Here is an 18,515-nt window from a genome sequence, read left to right as displayed (position 1 = left end):
ATCCTCAAAGGTCAATTCCGTCATCGGGGTTCAGCGCCACCTGCCGCGCGACCATTCTCATGCGTTGACGCATGGCGCTGGCCTTGGCGGCGTCAACGTCCGGCTCGTCGTCCAGAAACTCGAACTCCTGTTCCGGCGACGACGGTGGGGCGACGATTTCCTCATGCTCCGGCAATTCCGGTTCGCGGCGGATGCCGGCATTGGCCGGATCGCCCTCGGCCCCATGTGCGGCGTCGGTCGCGGAACGGCTTTCCGCCCCGACCACGCGGCCGGACCAATCATCGGCGGATGGGCTGGGCGCAAGCGGAGCGGTGACCGGATCGGGCGGGGTCAGGATGCGTTCCTGAAACTGTGCATCCTCGAAATAGCGGGCCTTGGTCGCGCGGATCGGCGGCGTGCCCGCGACCATCACGATTTCATCGGTGGGCGGAAGCTGCATGATCTCGCCCGGCGTGAGCAGCGGCCGGGCCGTCTCCTGCCGCGACACCATGAGATGCCCGAGCCACGGGGCCAGTCTGTGCCCGGCATAGTTGGTGGAATCGCGCAGCTCGGTCGCGGTGCCGAGCGCATCGCTCACCCGCTTGGCGGTGCGTTCGTCGTTCGTGGCGAAGCTGACGCGCACATGGCAGTTGTCGAGAATTGCATTGTTCGGGCCATAGGCGCGCTCGATCTGGTTGAGGCTTTGCGCGATCAGAAAGCCCTTGAGGCCGTAGCCCGCCATGAAGGCCAAGGCGGACTCGAAAAAATCCAGACGGCCGAGCGCGGGAAACTCGTCCAGCATCAACAGCAACCGATGCCGCTTGCCGGAGGTGGTCAATTCCTCCGTCAACCGCCTGCCGATCTGGTTGAGGATCAGGCGGATGAGCGGCTTGGTGCGGTTTATGTCGGACGGCGGCACGACAAGGTAGAGCGTGACGGGCTGGCGGCTGCCGACCAGATCGGCAATGCGCCAGTCGCATCGCGCCGTCACCCGCGCCACCACGGGATCGCGGTAGAGGCCGAGAAACGACATGGCGGTGCTCAATACGCCCGACCGTTCGTTCTCGGATTTGTTCAATAGCTCGCGGGCCGACGACGCGATAACGGGATGAACGCTCGCCTCACCGAGATGCGGCGTATCCATCATAGCGCGCAAGGTCGCCTCGACCGGGCGGCGGGGATCAGACAGGAAATTGGCGACGCCCGCCAAAGTCTTGTCCTTCCCCGCATAGAGAACATGCAGGATCGCGCCGACCAGCAAGCTATGGCTGGTCTTTTCCCAATGGTTGCGCTTGTCGAGACTGCCTTCGGGATCGACCAGAATATCCGCGATATTCTGCACGTCCCTGACTTCCCATTCCCCTTGCCGGACCTCCAGCAGCGGGTTGTAGGCCGACGATCCGGCGTTGGTCGGATCGAACAGCAGGACGCGGCCATGCTTCGCGCGGAAGCCGGCCGTTAGCGTCCAGTTTTCCCCTTTTATGTCATGGACAATGGCGGATGCCGGCCATGTCAGCAGCGTCGGCACCACCAGCCCGACGCCCTTGCCGCTGCGCGTCGGGGCGAAGCATAGGACATGCTCGGGACCGTCATGGCGCAGATAGTCCCGGTCGTATCGGCCGAGCAGGACGCCATCGGGGCCGAGCAATCCGGCCGCGCGGATTTCCTTGTCCTCGGCCCATCGTGCGGAGCCGTAGGTGGCGACGTTGCGAGCCTCCCGTGCCCGGATGATCGACATGAGGATGGCGGCGGCGATGGCAAGAAAGCCGCCCGATACGGCGATGATGCCGCCCTCGACAAAGATCGCGGGCGCATAGGCGTCGAACGAAAACCACCACCAGAAGAAGGCCGGCGGATAATAGACCGGCAGGCCCGCCAGCTCGAACCATGGTGTTCCAAGCTGCGGCTGGAACCCGAGGCGGAAGGCAACCCATTGCGTCGCAGCCCACGTCATCACCAGAACGATGGTGAGGACGACAGCGATTTGACCCCAAAGGATTCGGCCTCCGCGCAATGCAGCCTCCAGTCGGCAAAAGAGACGGAGCCGAACAGAGAGTAGTCAGAATCGGGATGGGCAACAGGAAAGAGGATGCCGGAGGGCTGCCGGATACTATCGGCGGCAAATAGGACGGGTTCCCTTCACGTTATCCGGCCGAGTGGTCGCCATCGCGCAACTGGCCGGGCGAATCGCCGAAACGCCTCATATTGTTTGCAAGGTTGAGCAGGTTTTTCAGCGCGGCGCTGCGATTGAACGGCAACCAGACAGCGGTAAAGGCAACCGGCTCTGGTTCATCCGCAAAAGGTAGGAAGACGATTCCGGTCGTCGGCAGCAGCGCCGTGGCCGCGCCGACGATGGTGATGCCGAAACCCTGTCCGACCATGGACAACATTGTTCCACGCTCCACATCGAAGCGCAGGATCGACGGCGCAGGCCAGCGTCCGGCATGGCGCAGCACGATATGGTCGTGGACTTGCGGGCCAGTGCCGCCATAGCGGACAAGGAAGGTCTCGCCGGCCAGATCGGCCCATGTGATAGCCGCCTGCCCGGCAAGGCGATGCCCATCCGGCAACACGGCAACCAGCGATTCGGTCCAGATCGGGCGCGTATGGCAGTCAGACAGTTTGGGCTTCCCAACGACGAACGCCACGTCGAGCCGGTCGGCGCGAAGCTGCATCACCGCGTCGCGGGCCGTGCCTTCGATCATCTCGATCTCGATGCCGGGATGGTCTTCCCGGTATTGTGCGATCAGATCAGCAAGGAAGCTGCCGGGGATCAGGGCATGGATACCGATGCGCAGACGACCCCATTTCCCTGCCGCCGTCATGCCTGCGGTCTTCACCGCATGGTCGAGCTGATCGACGCCGGCCGCTATCCGCTCGACGAAGTGGCGTCCGGCCTCAGTCAGTCGCACGCCCCGAGCATGCCGCTCGAACAGAAGGATGCCAAGGTCTTCCTCCAGCGCCTTTACGCGCGCGCTGACGCTGGATTGCGCCACGCCGAGCGCATTGGCCGCGTGGCGGAAGTTCAGATACTCAGCGACGGCAAGCGTCTGGATCAGCGATGCGAGGGGGATACGCGATCCGAGCGTGGTCGGCACGCCCCATGGGCAACCATTCATCGGTGCTGATCGCCGCCGTCGCATCGCTCAAATGCCACTACAGTGCTTCATTGCACGCCGTAGCGGACGCAGTTGCTTGGCTTCCTTAGAATGACGCATTGGATTGCCCCTCCCTCTATGTCGCCTACTACGCACAAGTGACTTGCATGATGGAAGTTACACCATTATGGATGTGTCATGCAACGAACAAGCTTTCTGTCATTAGAGTGTCCCGCAGCCCGAGCGCTGGAAAGCGTCGGTGACTGGTGGAGCATCTTGATCCTGCGGGACGCCTTCCAAGGGTTGAGCAAATTCGATGAATTCGAGAAGAATCTCGGTATTTCCGCGAACATTTTGGCGAGGCGATTGAAACATCTCACAGCCGAAGGGTTGTTTGAAAGGCAACGATACAATGATCATCCGCCTCGATTTGAATACGTCCTTACCGACAAAGGGCGAGATTTCTATCCGGTAGCAATCGCCCTGTTCGCATGGGGAAACCGGAACCTTGCGCCCAATGAAATAGCCATGCGCCTTGGCGACAGGGAAACTGGTAGGGAACGAAACGCCATCATAGTCGATGCGGATACTGGAGAAAAAATCACTCCTGAAAACACGGTTCTTCTAGCAGGCCCAGCGGCAACGGAAGAAACGATGCGCGTCATAAACCGCGTGAAGCGGATAAGCTCAGAAAAAGGAGCGGAATAATCCAATGCGTCGAATTGTTGTGACCGGCATGGGTTTAGTCGGCCCTCTTGGTTCCGGGGCTGAAATAAGCTGGAACAGACTCCTTGATGGAAAATCAGGCATTAGAACATTGCCTGATGAAATTTCCAGCAATCTACCAGTGAAAATCGGGGGACTCGTTCCTAGCCTGATTGAAGATTCCGAAGCCGGTTTCGATCCCGATTTGATCGTTGACACAAAGGATCAACGAAAAATGGATCGCTTCATTCTGTTTGCACTTGCGGCCGCAAAGGAGGCTCTTGAAACGGCGGGATGGCATCCCGCGAGCGACTACGAATTTGAGCGCACAGCAACGATTATTGCTTCTGGTATAGGCGGGTTTCCCGCTATCGCTTCGGCAGTTCGCATAACCGACACTCGGGGGCCACGGAGGCTATCACCGTTTACCGTACCATCGTTTCTTGCCAACCTCGCGGCGGGACAGGTTACCATCAGGTATGGATTTACAGGCCCAATTGGCACGCCTGTAACCGCCTGCGCTGCCAGCGTTCAGGCCATCGGCGACGCCGCGCGGCTGATACGCTCCAACGAAGCCGACATCGCTCTGTGCGGCGGGGCAGAAGCGTGCATTGATACGGTTAGTCTCGGGGCATTTGCTGCCGCGCGAGCACTATCCATGGGGTACAATACTACGCCGGAAATGGCGTCGAGGCCGTTCGACACCGAGCGCGATGGTTTCGTAATGTCCGAAGGGGCGGGTCTGATCGTCATAGAGGAATTGGAACATGCCCTGGCTCGGGGTGCCACGCCCATAGCCGAATTGGTGGGATACGGCACAAGCGCTGATGCACACCATATGACTGCCGGTCCAGAGGACGGTCGAGGTGCGGCCCGTGCGATGAAAATCGCGCTCCAGAGTGCCGGGTTGAAGCCAATCGATATTCAACATTTGAACGCTCATTCCACCTCCACTCCCGTAGGAGATCGAGGAGAAATTGCCGCGATAAAATCCGTGTTTGGCAATCATGATGTGGCCGTAAGCGCCACGAAATCGGCGACGGGGCACCTACTTGGTGCCGCAGGTGGTATTGAGGCAATCTTCACGATACTCGCCCTACGGGATCAAATCGCTCCCCCCACGAGAAACTTAGAAAACCCCGATCCTGTTGCCGCAGGTATCGACCTAGTTCACCGATCTGCGCGGCCCGTTCTCATGGAACATGCCATTTCCAACGGATTCGGCTTTGGCGGCGTTAATGCAAGTGTCGCTTTCCGGCGATGGCAATAACAGTCCCGGACGGTGCTTCCGCGACCACTTCGGCTCACGCCCTCGCTATCCGTGGCGGTACTGAATTCGTGCAGACCTGCCGGCCCATGTCGCTGGCGACCGTGAGCAGGTTGCGCAGCGCGGCGCTGCGGTTGGACGGCGACCAGACAGCCGAGAAGGCGACCGGCTCGGGCTCATCGGCGAAGGGCAGGAAGACAATGCCGGTTGTCGGCAACAGCGCCGAGGCGGCCCCGACGATGGTGATGCCGAAGCCCTGTCCGACCATGGACAGCAGCGCGCCGCGCCCCACGTCGAAGTGCAGGATCGACGGCGCGGGCCAGCGTCCGGCATGGCGCAGCACGATATGGCTATGAACCTGCGGGCCGGTGCCGCCATGCCGAACAAGGAACGTCTCGCCCGCCAGATCGGCCCATGTAACGGCCGACCGCTCGGCGAGCGGATGCTGCTCCGGTAACACCGCCAAGAGCGGTTCGGTCCATATGCGGCGGGAATGGCAGTCGGGCAACTCGGGCGTGCCGGCGACGAACACCACGTCCAGCCGGTCGGCGCGAAGCTGCATCACCGCTTCGCGGGCTGTGCCTTCGGTCATTTCGACTTCAACGCCGGGGTGGTCTTCGCGGTATTGGCCGATCAGCTTTGCGAGGAAGCTGCGAGGGATCAGGGCATGGATACCGATGCGAAGCCGGCCGCTTTCTCCGGCTGCCGCCATGCCGGCGGTCTTCACCGCATGGTCGAGTTGGTCGATGCCTGCGGCTATCCGCTCGACGAAGTGGCGTCCAGCCTCGGTCAACCGAACACCCCGCGCATGGCGCTCGAACAGAAGGATGCCAAGGTCTTCTTCCAGCGCCTTCACGCGGGCGCTGACGCTGGATTGCGCCACGCCGAGCGCATTGGCGGCGTGGCGGAAGTTCAGATATTCGGCGACGGCGAGAGTGTGAACTAAGGTCATCATCGGCACTCGCCCCGAGAGGAGATGATGGCTCAACGGATTTAATCCGTCATTCCTCGTAAGTCTACGCATACCAATTCGCCATGACTCAATCACAATGAAGTTGCGAAAGGTCTGAGTAGTATTGGCAGACATATTAAATAGAGGATCGCGCCGACAATCCAAACCCAACCGTTCCATGCTCCTATGGTGGCAGAATAGAGTGCCGTGAAGCCAAGCGGTCCCGCGATAGAGCTTAGATTGGTGAGGCTTGTAAGCGTTCCCTGTAAAGCTCCTTGCTTGTTACTTCTGACATTGTTTGAAAGCATTGCCTGCAAGGCCGGCATGCCAACACCTCCGGCGGCAAGCAGCAACAAAATCGGGAACACCATCCATCCCTGCGTGGCAAAAGCCAGAAGAATGAAGCCAGTCGCATCCGCAGCCATGCCAAAGAGTAGCGTGCGCCGCTCTCCAAGCCGGCTTGAAAGCGGGCCGGTAACAAACGCTTGGAAGATCGCATGTGTTGCTCCAAATGCCGCAAGCGACAAACCAACAGTCGTGGTGTCCCACTGAAAACGGTCCTCGCCATAGATGACCCATAGGGCCGCAGGCACTTGGCCGATCAGTTGAATAATGAAGAAGACTGCGAAAAGCGCAGCTAGCCCGCGCAATGCATCATCCAGCCGGAACAGAACGAATGGTTTGATGCGAACCGGCTTTCCGGTCCCGCCATGGCTGTGATGAGTCTCCTTGAGAAAAATGCAGGCAAGCAGGAACGCGAAGCCGTTGAGAAGGGCAGCGGCGATAAACGGAGCATGGGCAGAAATACCACCGAGCATGCCACCAAGTGCTGGCCCGGCAATCATGCCTGCTCCATAACAGGCCCCCATGTAGCCGAACCAGCGTGCGCGAGAACCTTCCCCCGTCGAATCGGCAATGGTTGAGGCAGCTACGGCTCCGGTTGCTCCCGTGACGCCAGAAACGAGTCGGCCGATATAGAGAACCCATAAGACCGGCGCTGATGCCATAATCGTGTAATCGACTGCGGCCCCCGCAAGAGAAGCCAGAAGCACCGGACGCCGGCCGTAAGCATCTGAAAATTTTCCAAGCACGGGCGCGAAGACGACCTGCATCAACGCATAGAGTGACAGCAAAGCACCATAGTGACCAGCGACCTGTTCCGCCGGCACAAGCTCGCGCAGAAGCGTCGGAAGGACCGGCATGATGAGGCCGAGTCCCATGGCGTCGAGACTGACGATCAGCAGGGCGATGATGGCAGAGCTGCGCACCTGAAACTCCAGCGCCGCTCAATGCGAGCGACTTTATCAATGATAAGAACATAGACATAGAAATTATCGTTGATAAATTGTCAAGCACTGGCAGAGGAACGTGAATGACCAAACTGGACAAAGGCACCGTGATCGCAGCGGCGCTGGAGCTGCTGAACGAGGTTGGCATGGACAACCTGACGACGCGAAAGCTCGCTGAACGCCTCAAGGTTCAGCAGCCTGCGCTTTACTGGCATTTCCAGAGCAAGCGCGCGCTGCTTGACGCACTTGCGGAGGCGATGTTGACGGAACGCCACACCCGCTCGCTACCCGAAGAGAACGAAGACTGGCGGCTATTCCTGAAAGAGAACGCCCAGAGTTTCAGAACGGCGTTGCTCTATTATCGCGACGGGGCGCGCATCCATGCCGGCACTCGACCGACAGAACCGAATTTTGGCACTGCCGAGACACAAATACGCTTTCTCTGCGCGGCGGGCTTTGGTCCGAAGCACGCTGTTTGGGCGCTCCGGGCGGTCAGTCACTATGTGGTCGGTTCCGTTCTCGAGCAGCAGGCATCTGATGCCGATGAGAGAATGTCGGACAGATCAGATGTGTCCGGGCAGGCAGCATCGTCCTTCCTGCACGATCTGTTTCACGAGTTGGAAACAGAAGGCATAGATGCTGCGTTCAACTTCGGACTTGACAGCCTCATCACCGGTTTCGAGCGGCTACGTTCATCTACAACAGATTAGAGGCTTATCCCCCTCTGCCGCGCGAGTTGCCACGATTCCGATCCGCCCTGCACGACGCCCATGACCTCGCGGCCGAGCTAGCGGTCGATGACCGGCCGCCAGCGGTGCCCTCCGTGATTTCGATGTCGAGATTGGGATGGTCCTTCCGATACTGGCCGACCAGCTCTGCAAGGAAGCTGCCCGGAATCAGGGCATAGACACCGATGCGTAGCCGGCCGCATTCGCCTTGCGCTGTCATGTCGGCGGTCTTGACGGCGTGATCGAGCTGATCGACGCCCACCGCGACCAGCTCCATGAAATGTCTGCCTGCATCCGTTAGCCGGACGCATCGCGCATGGCGCTCGAACAGCAGGACACCAAGATTTTCTCCAGCGCCTTCACGCGCGCGCTGACGCTCGACTGACTGACGCCGAGCGCGTTGGCCGCGTGCCGAAAATTCAGATGCTCGGCAACGGCCATGAACTGAACAAGGGAAATGAGCGGTATCCTGCCGGACAGGATACCGCCATTCATGAAGCTGCGATGACGGGTGCGCCGCATGGGTGCCGACCGTCCTGCCAGTCGCCGGTCAGACGACCGGCGACCTCTCGGCGTGAACGTCACGGAATCGAAGTAGCGCAAGACCCGTCGAAACTAGCATCGCCATCGTCGTGGCGTAACAGATCACGGGCCAAGCCGTATCTCCGTTCAACAGCGTTACCGCTAGTGTCCCGACGATGCTGACGATCAGGCTTTGGACGCAGAAGTAGAAGGCGACTGCCGATCCTGCGATGTCGTCGAACTGTGCAAGCGCGCCGTTGGCGGTAACCGACACCGTAAAGACAATGCCGACCGCTATGACCCACATCGGCACGATGAAGGTGAGGAATGACGGCGAACCGAATAGCTCGCCGATCCCCAACAGGACCGCCCCGAAAACGAGCAACGCCATTCCACGCGCTACGCATCCCGCGATGCCCCATCTGGTGACAAAGGACTTCGCGAACCGGGTTGTCACGATCATGACCAATGCGACGGTGGCGAAGACCAAACTGAATCCAATTTCGGAATAGTCGGCTTGGCCTATGAGCACGCGGGGCGCTGTCGAGAAGAAGACAAAGAATGTGCCCATGCCGGCGCTAAAGCCTATCGTGTAAACCCAAAAGGCCGGACTCGCGAAGATCGGCAAAACGGATCGGCGCGTCCCTGCTCCATCCAACGGGCGGGTTTCGTGCCATCTGAAACCGGCATTCAAGAGTGCGGGTAACGCAAGCGCAGCCAGCGTGACGAATATCGCCCGCCATCCGAAAAACTCGCCGATCAGTGCTCCGGCGATTGGGCCAAGGGCGGGCACAAAGGCCAGCATCGAACTGAAAAGACCGTAGATGACGACGCCCTCGGGCCGGCTGGCATAAACGTCGCGAACCGTCGCGAACGTCGCCACCAGCGCCGCCGACGCGCCGACCGCTTGTAGCAGGCGGAAAGCAACGAAGGCTGCGGCCGTTGACGACCATGCCGCTCCGAGAGAAGCGACGATGAAAAGCGCCCCGCCCGCAAGCAAGACTGGCCGTCTCCCGATGCGATCCGAAATCGGTCCGAAAATCACCTGTCCCACGCCGAGCATCACCATGTAGAGGCTCAACGTGAGTTGGATCATGGATGGCGTCGTATTCAGGATGCCGGGCATCGCCGGAACGACGGGAAGATAAACATCCATCGCCAGTGACGCGAGGATGTCGAAAGGAGCCATCAGCAGCAAGGCTGCCGGCAACGTATAGGCCCACGCGGGGCGTGTGGTGGTCATGACGAATCAACCGCTCGATTAGAGATACCGGGCGGCGTCTGCTCGTCAGCAATCAAACAGGATTGGTCTTACAGAACGCCGCAACAACAATGCTTGTTGTTGCGGCTTACTTGTCTGCTGTAATACTGGCTCCCATGCCGTTGACCTCACATTGAAAAGATGGATGGCGGATCCTATCCGATCATCCCTTCCATCGCAATGCGTCGAGCTGCCAATCCGGGGTTGGACCACCTAGAGTCCAATCCCTCTCTGCCGGCCTAACTGCCAAGACACCGATCCGCCCTGCACGACGCCCATAACCTCGCGGCCGAGCTGGCGGTCGATGACCGGCCGCCACGGGACAAGTGTGAACTCATGGCTCTTTTCGACCACGGCGAACTTGCCGCTCGATAGCTGCACGGTGCCAGTGAACTTGCCGCTCACGTTCTCGCCGTCCGTGGCAGCGCGGAACGGCAGGCCCTTGCTCCCGACCATCTCCGCGCCGACGCGGGCAACCTCGCGCTCGCGCAGGGTGGCGAGAAGGCTACGCCGATAGAAGATGCGGCCGTCCCGTGCTCGGGTGGCATCGCCCTGTTCGATGTGATGCTCGCGGCGCTGGTCCATCGCCTCGCGCACCTGCTGGCCGAAGCCGGTCGGCGCAAGGTCGGCTGTCTCGCCATGGACCAATCGCCGGTCCAACCATGTCGCCCCGTCCGAACGTATCTGCCTTTCCAGATTGGCGGGGGACAGGACGCGAACGCTGGCCTGCCGGTCACGACCGGCGTCATAGGCGGCTGCACGGCTGACCAGATCGTCGGGGATGCGCCATTGGTCGGCGTCGATGCGCTCGACGATTCCGGCGCGGCGTAACGCCTCCAGCCGCCGGACATGGGCATCGACATAGCCCTCGTAGTCGCCGCCCGGAACACGGCCCTCGAATTTCGCCTGCTCCAGATGGCGGCTCGGGCGATAGATGCCGTCCTCGGCGATGGCCGTGATGGTGCGGTCGGACGGTCGCGCTGCCGCTTCTGCCGGGCCGATCTGGATGACGCTGCCTATGCGGGCATCCTCCAGCCGTTCGGGCGCGATGCCGGCGATGTGGTGCGTGCGGCCGTCTATCCCGTCCACCACGATTGTCAGGTTCTCTCCCAGCTCGTCGGACAGGTGCTTGTCCACGACGCAGCCGACGATGGGCGTCTCGGGCGCTCCGTCATGGATTTGGAAGCTCATGGGATCGCGTTCGCCGCCCTGCGGGCCGAGCGCCTTTTGCATGGTTCGGATAACGTCGCCGCGCTCGCCCAACTCACGCAGGACCGGTTCCATGTCCTTGCTCAACTCCCAAACGCCCGGCGCGTGCTCCGTCGCCAGCCCCATCTTCTCCAGCTTGGTAAGACGGCGCAGGCGCAGCGTCCGCCCGAACTGCCGCCTCGGCTCTGCCGGTTCATGGCGCAGGTCGAGGTAACGGGCATCGGCTTCCTCGGCCATGGCGCGGTCGATCCGGGTGAAACGGTCTTGGTCGATTTCAGCCGACAGCTTGCGGGTCTGCTCGATCTCGATGACGGGGCCAAGTTCCAGACTGGCAAGCTCGCTGGCGCGTTCGCGGAGGCCGGCGGAAAGGTAGTCGCCGTTGATGACTAGATCCCGGCCGGTATCGTCGCGGCCGTTGACGATGACATGCACATGAGGATGGCCGGTGTTGTAGTGGTTGACGGCGACCCAATCGAGTTTCGTGCCGAGGTCGGCTTCCACCTGTTTCATGAAATCGCGGGTGTAGGCCGTGAGGTCCGACAGCTCCGCGCCGTCCTCGGGCGAGACGATGAATCTGAATTGGTGGCGGTCGCCCTTGCCGCGATCAAGGAAGGCGTCGCCATCGGCGCGGTCCTCGGTCGCCGAATAGAGCCGGCCCCGCTCGCCGTCGCGTGACGTGCCGTCGCGCTGGACATAGCGCAGATGCGCGCGGGCGCGTCCGCCCTTCCACGCGGCCCGGACGCTGCGCTGCTTGACGATCACGCGGCGGCTGCCGGGCTGGCGATGATGCCAGTGGCCGGAGATGTTGCGGGCGCGCACGAAGCTCGCGCCCCGGCCGCGCTTCACGCCCTTGCCGCTGGCGACCACGGCGCGGGAACGGCCCGGCGATGACGGGCGGGCGGATGACGGCATGGAATGATCGCGGGAGGCTGCCGCCTGATGCTGCCGGGTGATCTTCTTGACCTGCGTGAAAAAGCTCTTGGTCTTGCCAGCCTTCGGCGTGTCGGATCGGATGCGGCCGGGCTTCGGACGGAAGCGGTTTTCGTCGTCGGCGCTCATGGGCGCGACTCCGGCCAAAACCGCCGAAAACAGGCCGATATGGGCGTATGGTGTCGCTTGAAACCCTGCAAAGCCAAGGCTTTGCGCGAAATCGCGGCACGCGGCCCGTCAAAACCATGGTGCCGGAACCGGCAACCTAACCAGTGTGCAGACAACAATAATTTCCAGAAGCGGCCCGACATGGTGCCGTCTTCTTTAATCTTGCCCTCCGCTCTTCCTGCCTTTTCTGCCCCTCCTGCCGGGAATCCTGCCGGGCGCAAACCTGCCTGACCGGATGCCGAAACCAGCGTCGCCGAGCGCAGGAACGCCGCCCTCATGGCGTTCCTCCGTCGCTGGTGTTCGCCACGAAGATACTGCCGTCCTGCGGCTCCGCACGGGCGGGATCGCGCGCCAGAACGGCAGCGCGGCCGTCCCCTGATTGCACCTCGGACGGCGACGCGGCGGCAGCCCGCGTGTCGGCCGGGCGCATGACGAACAGCGGAGCGTCGCGCCAATCCGGCGGCGGTGGTGGCGATGATGGCGATTCGGTTGCAGCCGCGCCGCTGAGAACCGGCGCGAGCGCGGCGACATAGGCCCGTGTCTCGGCCGGCAGAGTGCGCCCGGTCGCAAGGTATTCGTCATAGCGGCCGGGGCCAGCGTTATATGCCGCGAGCATCGCCGCGACATTGCCGTAGCGGTCGAACATTTCGCGCAGGTAGGCGGTGCCTGCGAGGATGTTATCGCGCGGGTCGTAAGGATCGCGGCCGAGACCGTAACGACTGCGTAGCTCGGCCCATGTCGCGGGCATCACCTGCATCAACCCCATTGCGCCGGCCGACGAAACCGCGCGCACATCGCCCGCACTCTCGGCGCGCAGCACGGCGCGAATCCAGTGCTCGGGGATTCCGAAACGCTGCGACGCCTCTGCGATGTGAGCCGCATAGGGATGGGCGGCGGCCGGGCGCTCGACGGGCGCGGATTGCGCGACCGCAACGCCTGATCCGGCGCAGACGGAAAGCGTGCCGGCCAGTATCAGAACGGCATAATGCCATGCAGTCCTGTCTCCGCTTCGCCGCCAGCCTGCCAGCGTGCTCGCTGCGGTCAAGGGCAAGACGCAAGCGTCGGCCGTCTGGTCGCCGAGCGGGACGAATGGGGTGAGCGGTGACGGCGGCAGCGCCGCCGGCAAAATGCTCCGGTGGAGCATTTTGAACCGCGAACACGGCTTCGCGAACAAAGGGATGCCGATCTTGGACCGGATGGCGGGCCGAACGCGCGCGGCTGTCATTCCTCATCCTCGATCTTCCGGGCGTGCTTCCAACGCAGGGTCCAAACCGAAGGATCGTCGTTGGACTGGAACAGTTTGGCGCGGATCGGGAACGGGAAGATCGGTCCCTCCAATCGCATCGACACGAACTCGCCAGCGTTCTCGCTGGAGTCTTTCCATGCGGGGCCGGCGTCCGGGCCGTCCTCGCTATCGAGGCGCACGCGATAGTCGGGCGCGTTTTTCACGTCGCTCGGCTTGGCCGGGACTATGAATAGCTTTTCGTGAAGGCCGAACGAATGAAGCTCTCCCGCATAGCCGGTTTCGGTGCGGGTGAAGGTGCCTATCTCTGCCATGGGAAATCTCCTGTGGTTGGTTCTCGGGGGGGTGGTTTCAGTGCGTTGGCGCGCGCCACTCGTAGCGGCCGACGCCTTCCTCATCGGTCCAGAGCGGGACCGCTCGGCCGATGACGGAAGCTGCGGGGACGGGTCCGAAATACCGGCCGTCGAGGCTGTCGCGGACTTCCCAATTCATCAGGAAGATTTCGCCGGGAGCGATGACGCGGCAGCCCTGCCAGACGGGCAGATTGCGGCCGAGGCTATCGCGCTCCAGCGCCTCGCCCATCTCTATCCCGTCAACCGTGATCGTGGATCGCAAGCGGCATACCCGCTGCCCCGGCAGGCCGAGCACGCGCTTCAAGAGCGGAACGCCTCGCGCGATATAGCCGCGCTCGACCATGAAGGCGGCGAGCGGTTCGGGCGGCATGATGGCGACCAACTCGGGCACGTCGATCCGGTCGGCCGGCTCGACGGTGTAGAATCCGACTGGCGCGCTGGCGGTGGCGTTCCATATGAGTTTCGTCGGCGTCTCGACCGCGCTTGCAGCGGCGATGCCGAGCACCGCCAGCGCCGTCACCGTAAGGGTGCGGCGGCGTGTCATGGGTCGATCCTTCGGTGAAGCCACGCGGCATGTCGCTCGGACGTGTAGGCGTGCGGCTCCAGATTGGCCGTCAAACGGTTGTGGACATGCCGCCAGTGGTCCGGCGAGGCGTCGGCCGGATCGAGACCGAGCGCATCCACGGCGTCGATGGCGGCAAGCGCGCGCTGCACCTTGGGCCAACTATCGAGGCGCAACAGGATTTCGCCGCCGGGGCGGACGAAGGGTAATGTCTGGAACGGCTCGCCCCGACCGATGGCGCGCACGATGTCGATGCGGGAAACGACCGTGCCATGCTCGCCAGATGCCCATCGGACGAAGGCGAAGACGCTGCCCGGTGCGAAGCCGACGACGCTGCGGCGGCGGTCGATGATCTGTACGTAGCTCTTGCGACCGAAGCGTATCCAGTGCTCGACCTTGCGTTTCTCGAAGGTCAGCTCGACCAATGTTGTGAAGGGCGCAGGCCCGTCCGGCAGCGGACGGCCGTGCGCGCTCCGATGGGCGCGACGGGTCATTGTGCGTCTCCGGCGATGTGCTGGTGGGGATTGCGCGCGTGCGCTGCGTCAACGGCGAGCGTCATGGCTCGCCGTTCCCGGCACAACCGGCACCACGCTTCGCCTGCGCGCGCGTCAAAGAAAAAGAGTTAGATTCTCTGTTAGATAAGTTAGCGGTCGGATTCCGCGTTTCAGGCCAAAGCGTTAGCTGCGGTTCGTGCGCCTGATCTGCCGATAGTCGTGCGCCTGATGTGCCGATACCCCGTGCGCCTGATGTGCCGATGGCATTAACAGGGTTATCAACAGTGCCTGTTGATAAGTTTTCCGGGCGGATGCGCAGCAGCTCGCGGCCGTCTTCCCGCTCGATCTGGAGCAGATAGCCGGGGAGCTGCTGGCGGGCCGCGATCCGGCGCAGATCAAGCGCGAAGTCGGACGGCCGTGCGAGGCTGCCGGATTTCTGGTGAAGGTGCGCGACCTCGAAAATCCAGCCGTGGCGCTGGTGCCCAGCGTGCTTTCGGGCGACGCGGTAAAGCCATCGCTCGATGCCGCCAGTCAGCCGGAAATAGGCCGGGTCGATGGTCAGGACCAGCGAGCGGTCGATGACGCTGTTGTAGAACCATTCGGGCAGGACGAACTCCATGCCCTCGACGCGGCCGGCGCCCGTGGTCATTTCCTCCCACTCGTTGATCCATGAGAATTGCCGGCGACGCCAATGCGGGCCGTTGCGGATCGTGGTGGCTATGACGGTCGATTGCAGACGCGCCAGCGCGGCTTTCAGAAGACGGTATTGGTGATTGCCGGTCGGGCGTCCGATGGCGCGCAACAGATGGTAGGGCGTGAAGCGGACAAACCGCGACGTGGCGAAGCCGTTATTCTCGGCCGCGACGATCTGCGAAGCCGCCCATATGAGCACATCGGCGTCCCATATGGTCGCCATGCCGTGCTTGGGCATCCCGAACACCTGCACCTCTATGTCGGCGGCCTTGTAGAGAATCGGCTTGGTGCGCGGGGTCTTCGCCAGCGAGAAAAACGGCCGTTCCATCAAATCGCGCTGATCGCGCGGCGGCGCATCGCCTGTGGCGACCACGAAGGGGTCCAGGCGGCTGCGCTCGCTGTCCTCGGCCGGCCGCGCGGGGTCGTGATCGTCCTCGCGCAGCATCTAGCCGTCGCCCCGTTCTTCGGGCGTGAGCGGACGGGCTGGAAAGACCCTGCCGGCGGTCTTGTCACGGGTGGATTTGCGTTCGCCCGCCGCGCTCCAGTCTTCCAGATCGCGGACGGTGTAGAGGACGCGCCCGCCGACCTTGCGATAGGTTGGGCCGGTGCCGTAGGTGCGATGTTTCTCAAGGGTGCGGATGGATATGCCGAGGAAGCGCGCGGCTTCCTTGGTGCGCAACAGGCGCGGCGGCAGGCCCGCAAGCGGGTTGGGCATGGATCACCTCCAGTCGGGATTGGGCTGCCGGGGGGCGGCAGCGGACTGTGGCGAACCATGGCGAGAGACCGGCGGCGCGTAGCGTGCCGCATTTGCGCCTATGCGCTGGCGGCACCCCCTTCGGGGCGGTGCGCTGCCAATAGATGAGGAATTTCAGCGGCTCGTCGCCCGCCACGCCGAAAAGCCGGAGACATTCCCGCGCGGTTCGGTTAAGAATCGCAGCGGAGCAGACGCGCTGCTCTGGGGCGTCGAAACCCCTCACGAATGGCCGGTGCCAGCCAGAACGGCACCAACTCCTTGACCTTATGGTCGGGGAGCCTGTGGCGTATACAACAGGCTTTCCGAGCTAAAGGCCATGGGGCCGTTTCGTGACGGTTTCGAACTCCCCGATCACCAAGAGTCAGAGAGAATCGTTTGCGGGGGCGCACCGCAGACAAGCTCTCTCGGATACGGGGAATGACCATGCGGGTTCCCGTCGAACTCGATCCAGATGTGGACGATGAAGCGCCGACCGGCGACACCATAACCGTCTATGACGAACGGCATTACGTCACCTATCTGCGTTTGCTGGATGCGAAGGCCGAGGGCGCGGACTGGAAGGAAGTCGCGCAGATCGTGCTGCACCGTGATCCGGTCGCCGATGAACTTCGAACACGCCGTTGCTGGCAAAGCCATCTCGAACGCGCGCAATGGCTGTCGCGTGAGGGCTATCGGAAAATTCTGGAGCAGGCGGCAGCCAACAAGGCGTGAGGGCCACGCCAGCACGATTAACGCTTGTTGGGCTTGATCGGATAATGGAGCAGTAGGCGATAGCCCCCGCGCATCATTTTGATGCCGTGCGCGACCAGGCGGCGGGCCTTGTTCTTGCGGGGGTCGCTCTCGAAATCCTCCTTGGTGCCGCTAAAGCCAAGCAGGACTTCGGCGATGGTACGATAGCTTTCACCGCACAGTCGGGCGTCCAGCGCGCGCAGGGACAGGATATGCCATTCTCGGAGTTGGGCGGGCACCGCTCTGAAATCGGGGCCGGGCGCGCGGCCGTTGAGGGATCGCCAGAAGCGGCGGGCAGCGTGAGCACGAAGCTCCAGAAAGGTATCCATCGGCAGGGTAACGGCATAGAAGGCGGCCGCGTCCGGCATCAACTCGGGTAGCCAGAACTGGTGCGCGACGCCGTCCACATGCCATATGCCGTGCCAGCCATCGGCAGCGCGGCGCAGGTCGAGACCGTCGAGATGCGCCAACGTGAATATTGGTTCGGCGTCGTCGTCCTTGTGGTCGACCGGCGACAACATCACGGCTTGCGGTTGAAGGCGCGGACTCCAGATCGGCGATTGCCGATCATGCGGCGCGTCGGGATCGCACGGGAAATCGCAAACCCCAGCAATGCGCGAATTCTTCAAGATCGCGAGCAGCCGCCGCTCCGGCTAATGCGATGGTCTGGTAGTCCCGACGATATTCGTCGTTGCGGCGCAGGTATTCCCAAGCGAAGCCAGCGGCAGGGATGTGCTTTGTGTGCCCGTATGCCGCCGGAGATCGCCAATCAATGCTGAGCATGGCGTCACCTCCCCAAGCCGGGATGCTGGGCAGCGCCCGGCAAAAAGAGGTTCAAGGATCACTGGAAATATAGAACCCGCTCAAAGCAGATATCTTGAGCGGCTAACCCGATCATTCTTTGGTGTTTTCGTAGCATTGGTGAGCCTTCGGGTCGCCCGTCCGCATGTGCGGACAGAAGAACATGTTTTCATCTGCTGGAGAACACATGCACCTCGCCGTGCGCCGTCTCGATGGTGAACAGGTCGCCGCCCATCTCAGCGTCGCGCGCCATGGCTTCCCAATCGACATAGTAGCGCAGGGCCTCGGGGATCGTGACGCTTTCGGTGGTCAGCTCCTCCATGTAGTCGGCAAGACTGGCGAACTGACCATGATAGCAATCCTCCAAGGTGGATTCCGCTTTGTCCATGTCGCCGCCGAACTGCTCCAGCAGGCCCGCGCCAAGTGCGCCATGTTCTGCGATGAAAGCGGCCATCCGCGCCACGCTGTCGATGCCAGCATATTCGGAGATGCTGACGCCCTCGAAGCCCTCATAGTCGTGAATGGCGTATTCCTCCGCGTCCTCGACGGGGGAACGTGCAAGCATCGCAGCAATCTCGTCCCAGATCTGGTCGGCGTCCTGATTCGCGTCGATCCAAGCTCCATGCAGAAAGCCGTTATTGTAAGCTGCAAGGCAAGCAACATAGATGCGGGGGGTGCTGCCGGATACATTGGTCATGTCTCTGATCCTCGGGTCTGAAGGTCAGCGAAGCGAAACGCCGCGCCTGACCTTCTGGCCGTCGCCGAGACTGGGGTAGCA

General features: G+C 62.2%; 21 protein-coding genes and 2 pseudogenes. 4 read left to right on the top strand and 19 right to left on the bottom strand.

Annotation, left to right across the window (positions count from 1 at the left end; translation table 11 throughout):
• Positions 1–4: 4 nt before the first annotated feature.
• A complete protein-coding gene (locus tag ACFOOL_RS06200; protein ID WP_380095818.1) occupies positions 5–1,993 on the bottom strand; it encodes a conjugal transfer protein TraG in 1,989 nt (662 codons plus the stop codon).
• Positions 1,994–2,123: 130 nt separating this feature from the next.
• On the bottom strand, positions 2,124–3,098 hold the full coding sequence (locus ACFOOL_RS06195) for a LysR family transcriptional regulator (RefSeq protein WP_380095816.1): 975 nt from the start codon (positions 3,096–3,098) through the stop codon (positions 2,124–2,126).
• A gap of 177 nt (positions 3,099–3,275) precedes the next feature.
• On the opposite strand from ACFOOL_RS06195, the gene ACFOOL_RS06190 reads away from it, so the two are divergent.
• Together ACFOOL_RS06190 and fabF are read left to right on the top strand one after the other, a co-directional pair.
• On the top strand, positions 3,276–3,785 hold the full coding sequence (locus tag ACFOOL_RS06190; RefSeq protein ID WP_037405040.1) for a winged helix-turn-helix transcriptional regulator: 510 nt from the start codon (positions 3,276–3,278) through the stop codon (positions 3,783–3,785).
• Between the two features lie 4 nt (positions 3,786–3,789).
• A complete protein-coding gene (fabF, locus tag ACFOOL_RS06185) occupies positions 3,790–5,052 on the top strand; it encodes a beta-ketoacyl-ACP synthase II (RefSeq protein ID WP_037405038.1) in 1,263 nt (420 codons plus the stop codon).
• Positions 5,053–5,086: 34 nt separating this feature from the next.
• On the opposite strand, the gene ACFOOL_RS06180 is transcribed toward fabF, so the two are convergent.
• Positions 5,087–6,001, bottom strand: coding sequence for a LysR family transcriptional regulator (locus ACFOOL_RS06180; protein WP_449240184.1), 915 nt, complete (start codon positions 5,999–6,001; stop codon positions 5,087–5,089).
• A gap of 92 nt (positions 6,002–6,093) precedes the next feature.
• Positions 6,094–7,269 carry a tetracycline efflux MFS transporter Tet(G) gene (gene tet(G), locus ACFOOL_RS06175; RefSeq protein WP_164685248.1) on the bottom strand — a complete coding sequence of 392 codons (1,176 nt, stop codon included), beginning with the start codon at positions 7,267–7,269 and terminating at the stop codon, positions 6,094–6,096.
• A gap of 104 nt (positions 7,270–7,373) precedes the next feature.
• Between tet(G) and tetR the strand changes: the two genes are divergently transcribed.
• The gene (tetR, locus tag ACFOOL_RS06170) at positions 7,374–8,000 is read left to right on the top strand and encodes a tetracycline resistance transcriptional repressor TetR (RefSeq protein WP_023517523.1); all 627 of its coding nucleotides are present in this window, start codon (positions 7,374–7,376) and stop codon (positions 7,998–8,000) included.
• On the opposite strand, the pseudogene ACFOOL_RS06165 reads toward tetR, so the two are convergent.
• From ACFOOL_RS06165 to ACFOOL_RS06110, 12 genes and pseudogenes are all read right to left on the bottom strand, one after another.
• A pseudogene (locus tag ACFOOL_RS06165) lies at positions 7,997–8,101 on the bottom strand (DUF3363 domain-containing protein); the annotation flags it as partial. The gene tetR and the pseudogene ACFOOL_RS06165 sit on opposite strands and share 4 nt — an antisense overlap.
• A 214-nt stretch (positions 8,102–8,315) precedes the next feature.
• Positions 8,316–8,540, bottom strand: a complete 225-nt coding sequence (locus ACFOOL_RS16460) for a helix-turn-helix domain-containing protein (RefSeq protein ID WP_023517525.1) — start codon at positions 8,538–8,540, stop codon at positions 8,316–8,318.
• 28 nt (positions 8,541–8,568) lie between these two features.
• On the bottom strand, positions 8,569–9,783 hold the full coding sequence (gene floR, locus ACFOOL_RS06155; RefSeq protein ID WP_380095813.1) for a chloramphenicol/florfenicol efflux MFS transporter FloR: 1,215 nt from the start codon (positions 9,781–9,783) through the stop codon (positions 8,569–8,571).
• A gap of 231 nt (positions 9,784–10,014) precedes the next feature.
• Positions 10,015–11,247, bottom strand: coding sequence for a DUF3363 domain-containing protein (locus ACFOOL_RS06150; protein WP_380095938.1), 1,233 nt, complete (start codon positions 11,245–11,247; stop codon positions 10,015–10,017).
• A 168-nt stretch (positions 11,248–11,415) separates the two neighbouring features.
• Positions 11,416–11,922: pseudogene (locus ACFOOL_RS06145) on the bottom strand (relaxase/mobilization nuclease domain-containing protein); the annotation flags it as partial.
• Between the two features lie 143 nt (positions 11,923–12,065).
• Positions 12,066–12,386, bottom strand: coding sequence for a hypothetical protein (locus ACFOOL_RS06140; RefSeq protein WP_380095811.1), 321 nt, complete (start codon positions 12,384–12,386; stop codon positions 12,066–12,068).
• Positions 12,383–13,333, bottom strand: a complete 951-nt coding sequence (locus tag ACFOOL_RS06135) for a lytic transglycosylase domain-containing protein (protein WP_380095809.1) — start codon at positions 13,331–13,333, stop codon at positions 12,383–12,385. Before ACFOOL_RS06135 ends, ACFOOL_RS06140 begins: the two co-directional genes overlap by 4 nt.
• Positions 13,330–13,665, bottom strand: a complete 336-nt coding sequence (locus tag ACFOOL_RS06130) for a DUF736 domain-containing protein (RefSeq protein WP_125334611.1) — start codon at positions 13,663–13,665, stop codon at positions 13,330–13,332. Before ACFOOL_RS06130 ends, ACFOOL_RS06135 begins: the two co-directional genes overlap by 4 nt.
• Positions 13,666–13,702: 37 nt before the next feature.
• Positions 13,703–14,248, bottom strand: coding sequence for a S26 family signal peptidase (locus ACFOOL_RS06125; RefSeq protein WP_380095807.1), 546 nt, complete (start codon positions 14,246–14,248; stop codon positions 13,703–13,705).
• Positions 14,245–14,760: a DUF2840 domain-containing protein gene (locus ACFOOL_RS06120; RefSeq protein ID WP_380095805.1), complete on the bottom strand. Its 516-nt coding sequence runs from the start codon at positions 14,758–14,760 to the stop codon at positions 14,245–14,247. Before ACFOOL_RS06120 ends, ACFOOL_RS06125 begins: the two co-directional genes overlap by 4 nt.
• Positions 14,761–14,821: 61 nt before the next feature.
• Complete coding sequence (locus ACFOOL_RS06115) at positions 14,822–15,898, bottom strand: replication initiator protein A (RefSeq protein ID WP_380095804.1); 1,077 nt, start codon at positions 15,896–15,898, stop codon at positions 14,822–14,824.
• The gene (locus ACFOOL_RS06110) at positions 15,899–16,168 is read right to left on the bottom strand and encodes a helix-turn-helix transcriptional regulator (protein WP_380095802.1); all 270 of its coding nucleotides are present in this window, start codon (positions 16,166–16,168) and stop codon (positions 15,899–15,901) included.
• Positions 16,169–16,630: 462 nt separating this feature from the next.
• On the opposite strand from ACFOOL_RS06110, the gene ACFOOL_RS06105 reads away from it, so the two are divergent.
• Positions 16,631–16,918 (top strand): DNA -binding domain-containing protein, encoded by a 288-nt coding sequence (locus tag ACFOOL_RS06105; RefSeq protein ID WP_380095936.1) that lies wholly within the window; start codon positions 16,631–16,633, stop codon positions 16,916–16,918.
• A 17-nt stretch (positions 16,919–16,935) separates the two neighbouring features.
• On the opposite strand, the gene ACFOOL_RS06100 is transcribed toward ACFOOL_RS06105, so the two are convergent.
• From ACFOOL_RS06100 to ACFOOL_RS06090, 3 genes are all read right to left on the bottom strand, one after another.
• Positions 16,936–17,457: a DUF2285 domain-containing protein gene (locus tag ACFOOL_RS06100; RefSeq protein ID WP_380095800.1), complete on the bottom strand. Its 522-nt coding sequence runs from the start codon at positions 17,455–17,457 to the stop codon at positions 16,936–16,938.
• Positions 17,458–17,503: 46 nt separating this feature from the next.
• A complete protein-coding gene (locus ACFOOL_RS06095) occupies positions 17,504–17,719 on the bottom strand; it encodes a transcriptional regulator domain-containing protein (RefSeq protein WP_380095798.1) in 216 nt (71 codons plus the stop codon).
• A 187-nt stretch (positions 17,720–17,906) separates the two neighbouring features.
• Positions 17,907–18,434, bottom strand: coding sequence for an antirestriction protein ArdA (locus ACFOOL_RS06090; protein ID WP_380095796.1), 528 nt, complete (start codon positions 18,432–18,434; stop codon positions 17,907–17,909).
• Positions 18,435–18,515 lie beyond the last annotated feature (81 nt).

It is taken from the genome of Devosia honganensis (assembly GCF_042648785.1).
Classification (GTDB): Bacteria; Pseudomonadota; Alphaproteobacteria; order Rhizobiales; family Devosiaceae; genus Devosia; species Devosia honganensis.
The sequence above is the reverse complement of the archived record's forward strand: the minus strand, read 5'-3'. Positions and strand labels throughout refer to the sequence as shown.

Coding starts and splice junctions, on each gene's coding strand:
- ACFOOL_RS06195 (WP_380095816.1), bottom strand. CDS start 3,098: ATGAATGGTTGCCCATGGGGCGTGCCGACCACGCTCGGATCGCGTATC.
- ACFOOL_RS06190 (WP_037405040.1), top strand. CDS start 3,276: ATGCAACGAACAAGCTTTCTGTCATTAGAGTGTCCCGCAGCCCGAGCG.
- fabF (WP_037405038.1), top strand. CDS start 3,790: ATGCGTCGAATTGTTGTGACCGGCATGGGTTTAGTCGGCCCTCTTGGT.
- ACFOOL_RS06180 (WP_449240184.1), bottom strand. CDS start 6,001: ATGACCTTAGTTCACACTCTCGCCGTCGCCGAATATCTGAACTTCCGC.
- tetR (WP_023517523.1), top strand. CDS start 7,374: ATGACCAAACTGGACAAAGGCACCGTGATCGCAGCGGCGCTGGAGCTG.
- ACFOOL_RS16460 (WP_023517525.1), bottom strand. CDS start 8,540: ATGCGGCGCACCCGTCATCGCAGCTTCATGAATGGCGGTATCCTGTCC.
- floR (WP_380095813.1), bottom strand. CDS start 9,783: ATGACCACCACACGCCCCGCGTGGGCCTATACGTTGCCGGCAGCCTTG.
- ACFOOL_RS06150 (WP_380095938.1), bottom strand. CDS start 11,247: ATGGCCGAGGAAGCCGATGCCCGTTACCTCGACCTGCGCCATGAACCG.
- ACFOOL_RS06140 (WP_380095811.1), bottom strand. CDS start 12,386: ATGAGGGCGGCGTTCCTGCGCTCGGCGACGCTGGTTTCGGCATCCGGT.
- ACFOOL_RS06135 (WP_380095809.1), bottom strand. CDS start 13,333: ATGACAGCCGCGCGCGTTCGGCCCGCCATCCGGTCCAAGATCGGCATC.
- ACFOOL_RS06130 (WP_125334611.1), bottom strand. CDS start 13,665: ATGGCAGAGATAGGCACCTTCACCCGCACCGAAACCGGCTATGCGGGA.
- ACFOOL_RS06125 (WP_380095807.1), bottom strand. CDS start 14,248: ATGACACGCCGCCGCACCCTTACGGTGACGGCGCTGGCGGTGCTCGGC.
- ACFOOL_RS06120 (WP_380095805.1), bottom strand. CDS start 14,760: ATGACCCGTCGCGCCCATCGGAGCGCGCACGGCCGTCCGCTGCCGGAC.
- ACFOOL_RS06115 (WP_380095804.1), bottom strand. CDS start 15,898: ATGCTGCGCGAGGACGATCACGACCCCGCGCGGCCGGCCGAGGACAGC.
- ACFOOL_RS06110 (WP_380095802.1), bottom strand. CDS start 16,168: ATGCCCAACCCGCTTGCGGGCCTGCCGCCGCGCCTGTTGCGCACCAAG.
- ACFOOL_RS06105 (WP_380095936.1), top strand. CDS start 16,631: ATGCGGGTTCCCGTCGAACTCGATCCAGATGTGGACGATGAAGCGCCG.
- ACFOOL_RS06100 (WP_380095800.1), bottom strand. CDS start 17,457: ATGTTGTCGCCGGTCGACCACAAGGACGACGACGCCGAACCAATATTC.
- ACFOOL_RS06095 (WP_380095798.1), bottom strand. CDS start 17,719: ATGCTCAGCATTGATTGGCGATCTCCGGCGGCATACGGGCACACAAAG.
- ACFOOL_RS06090 (WP_380095796.1), bottom strand. CDS start 18,434: ATGACCAATGTATCCGGCAGCACCCCCCGCATCTATGTTGCTTGCCTT.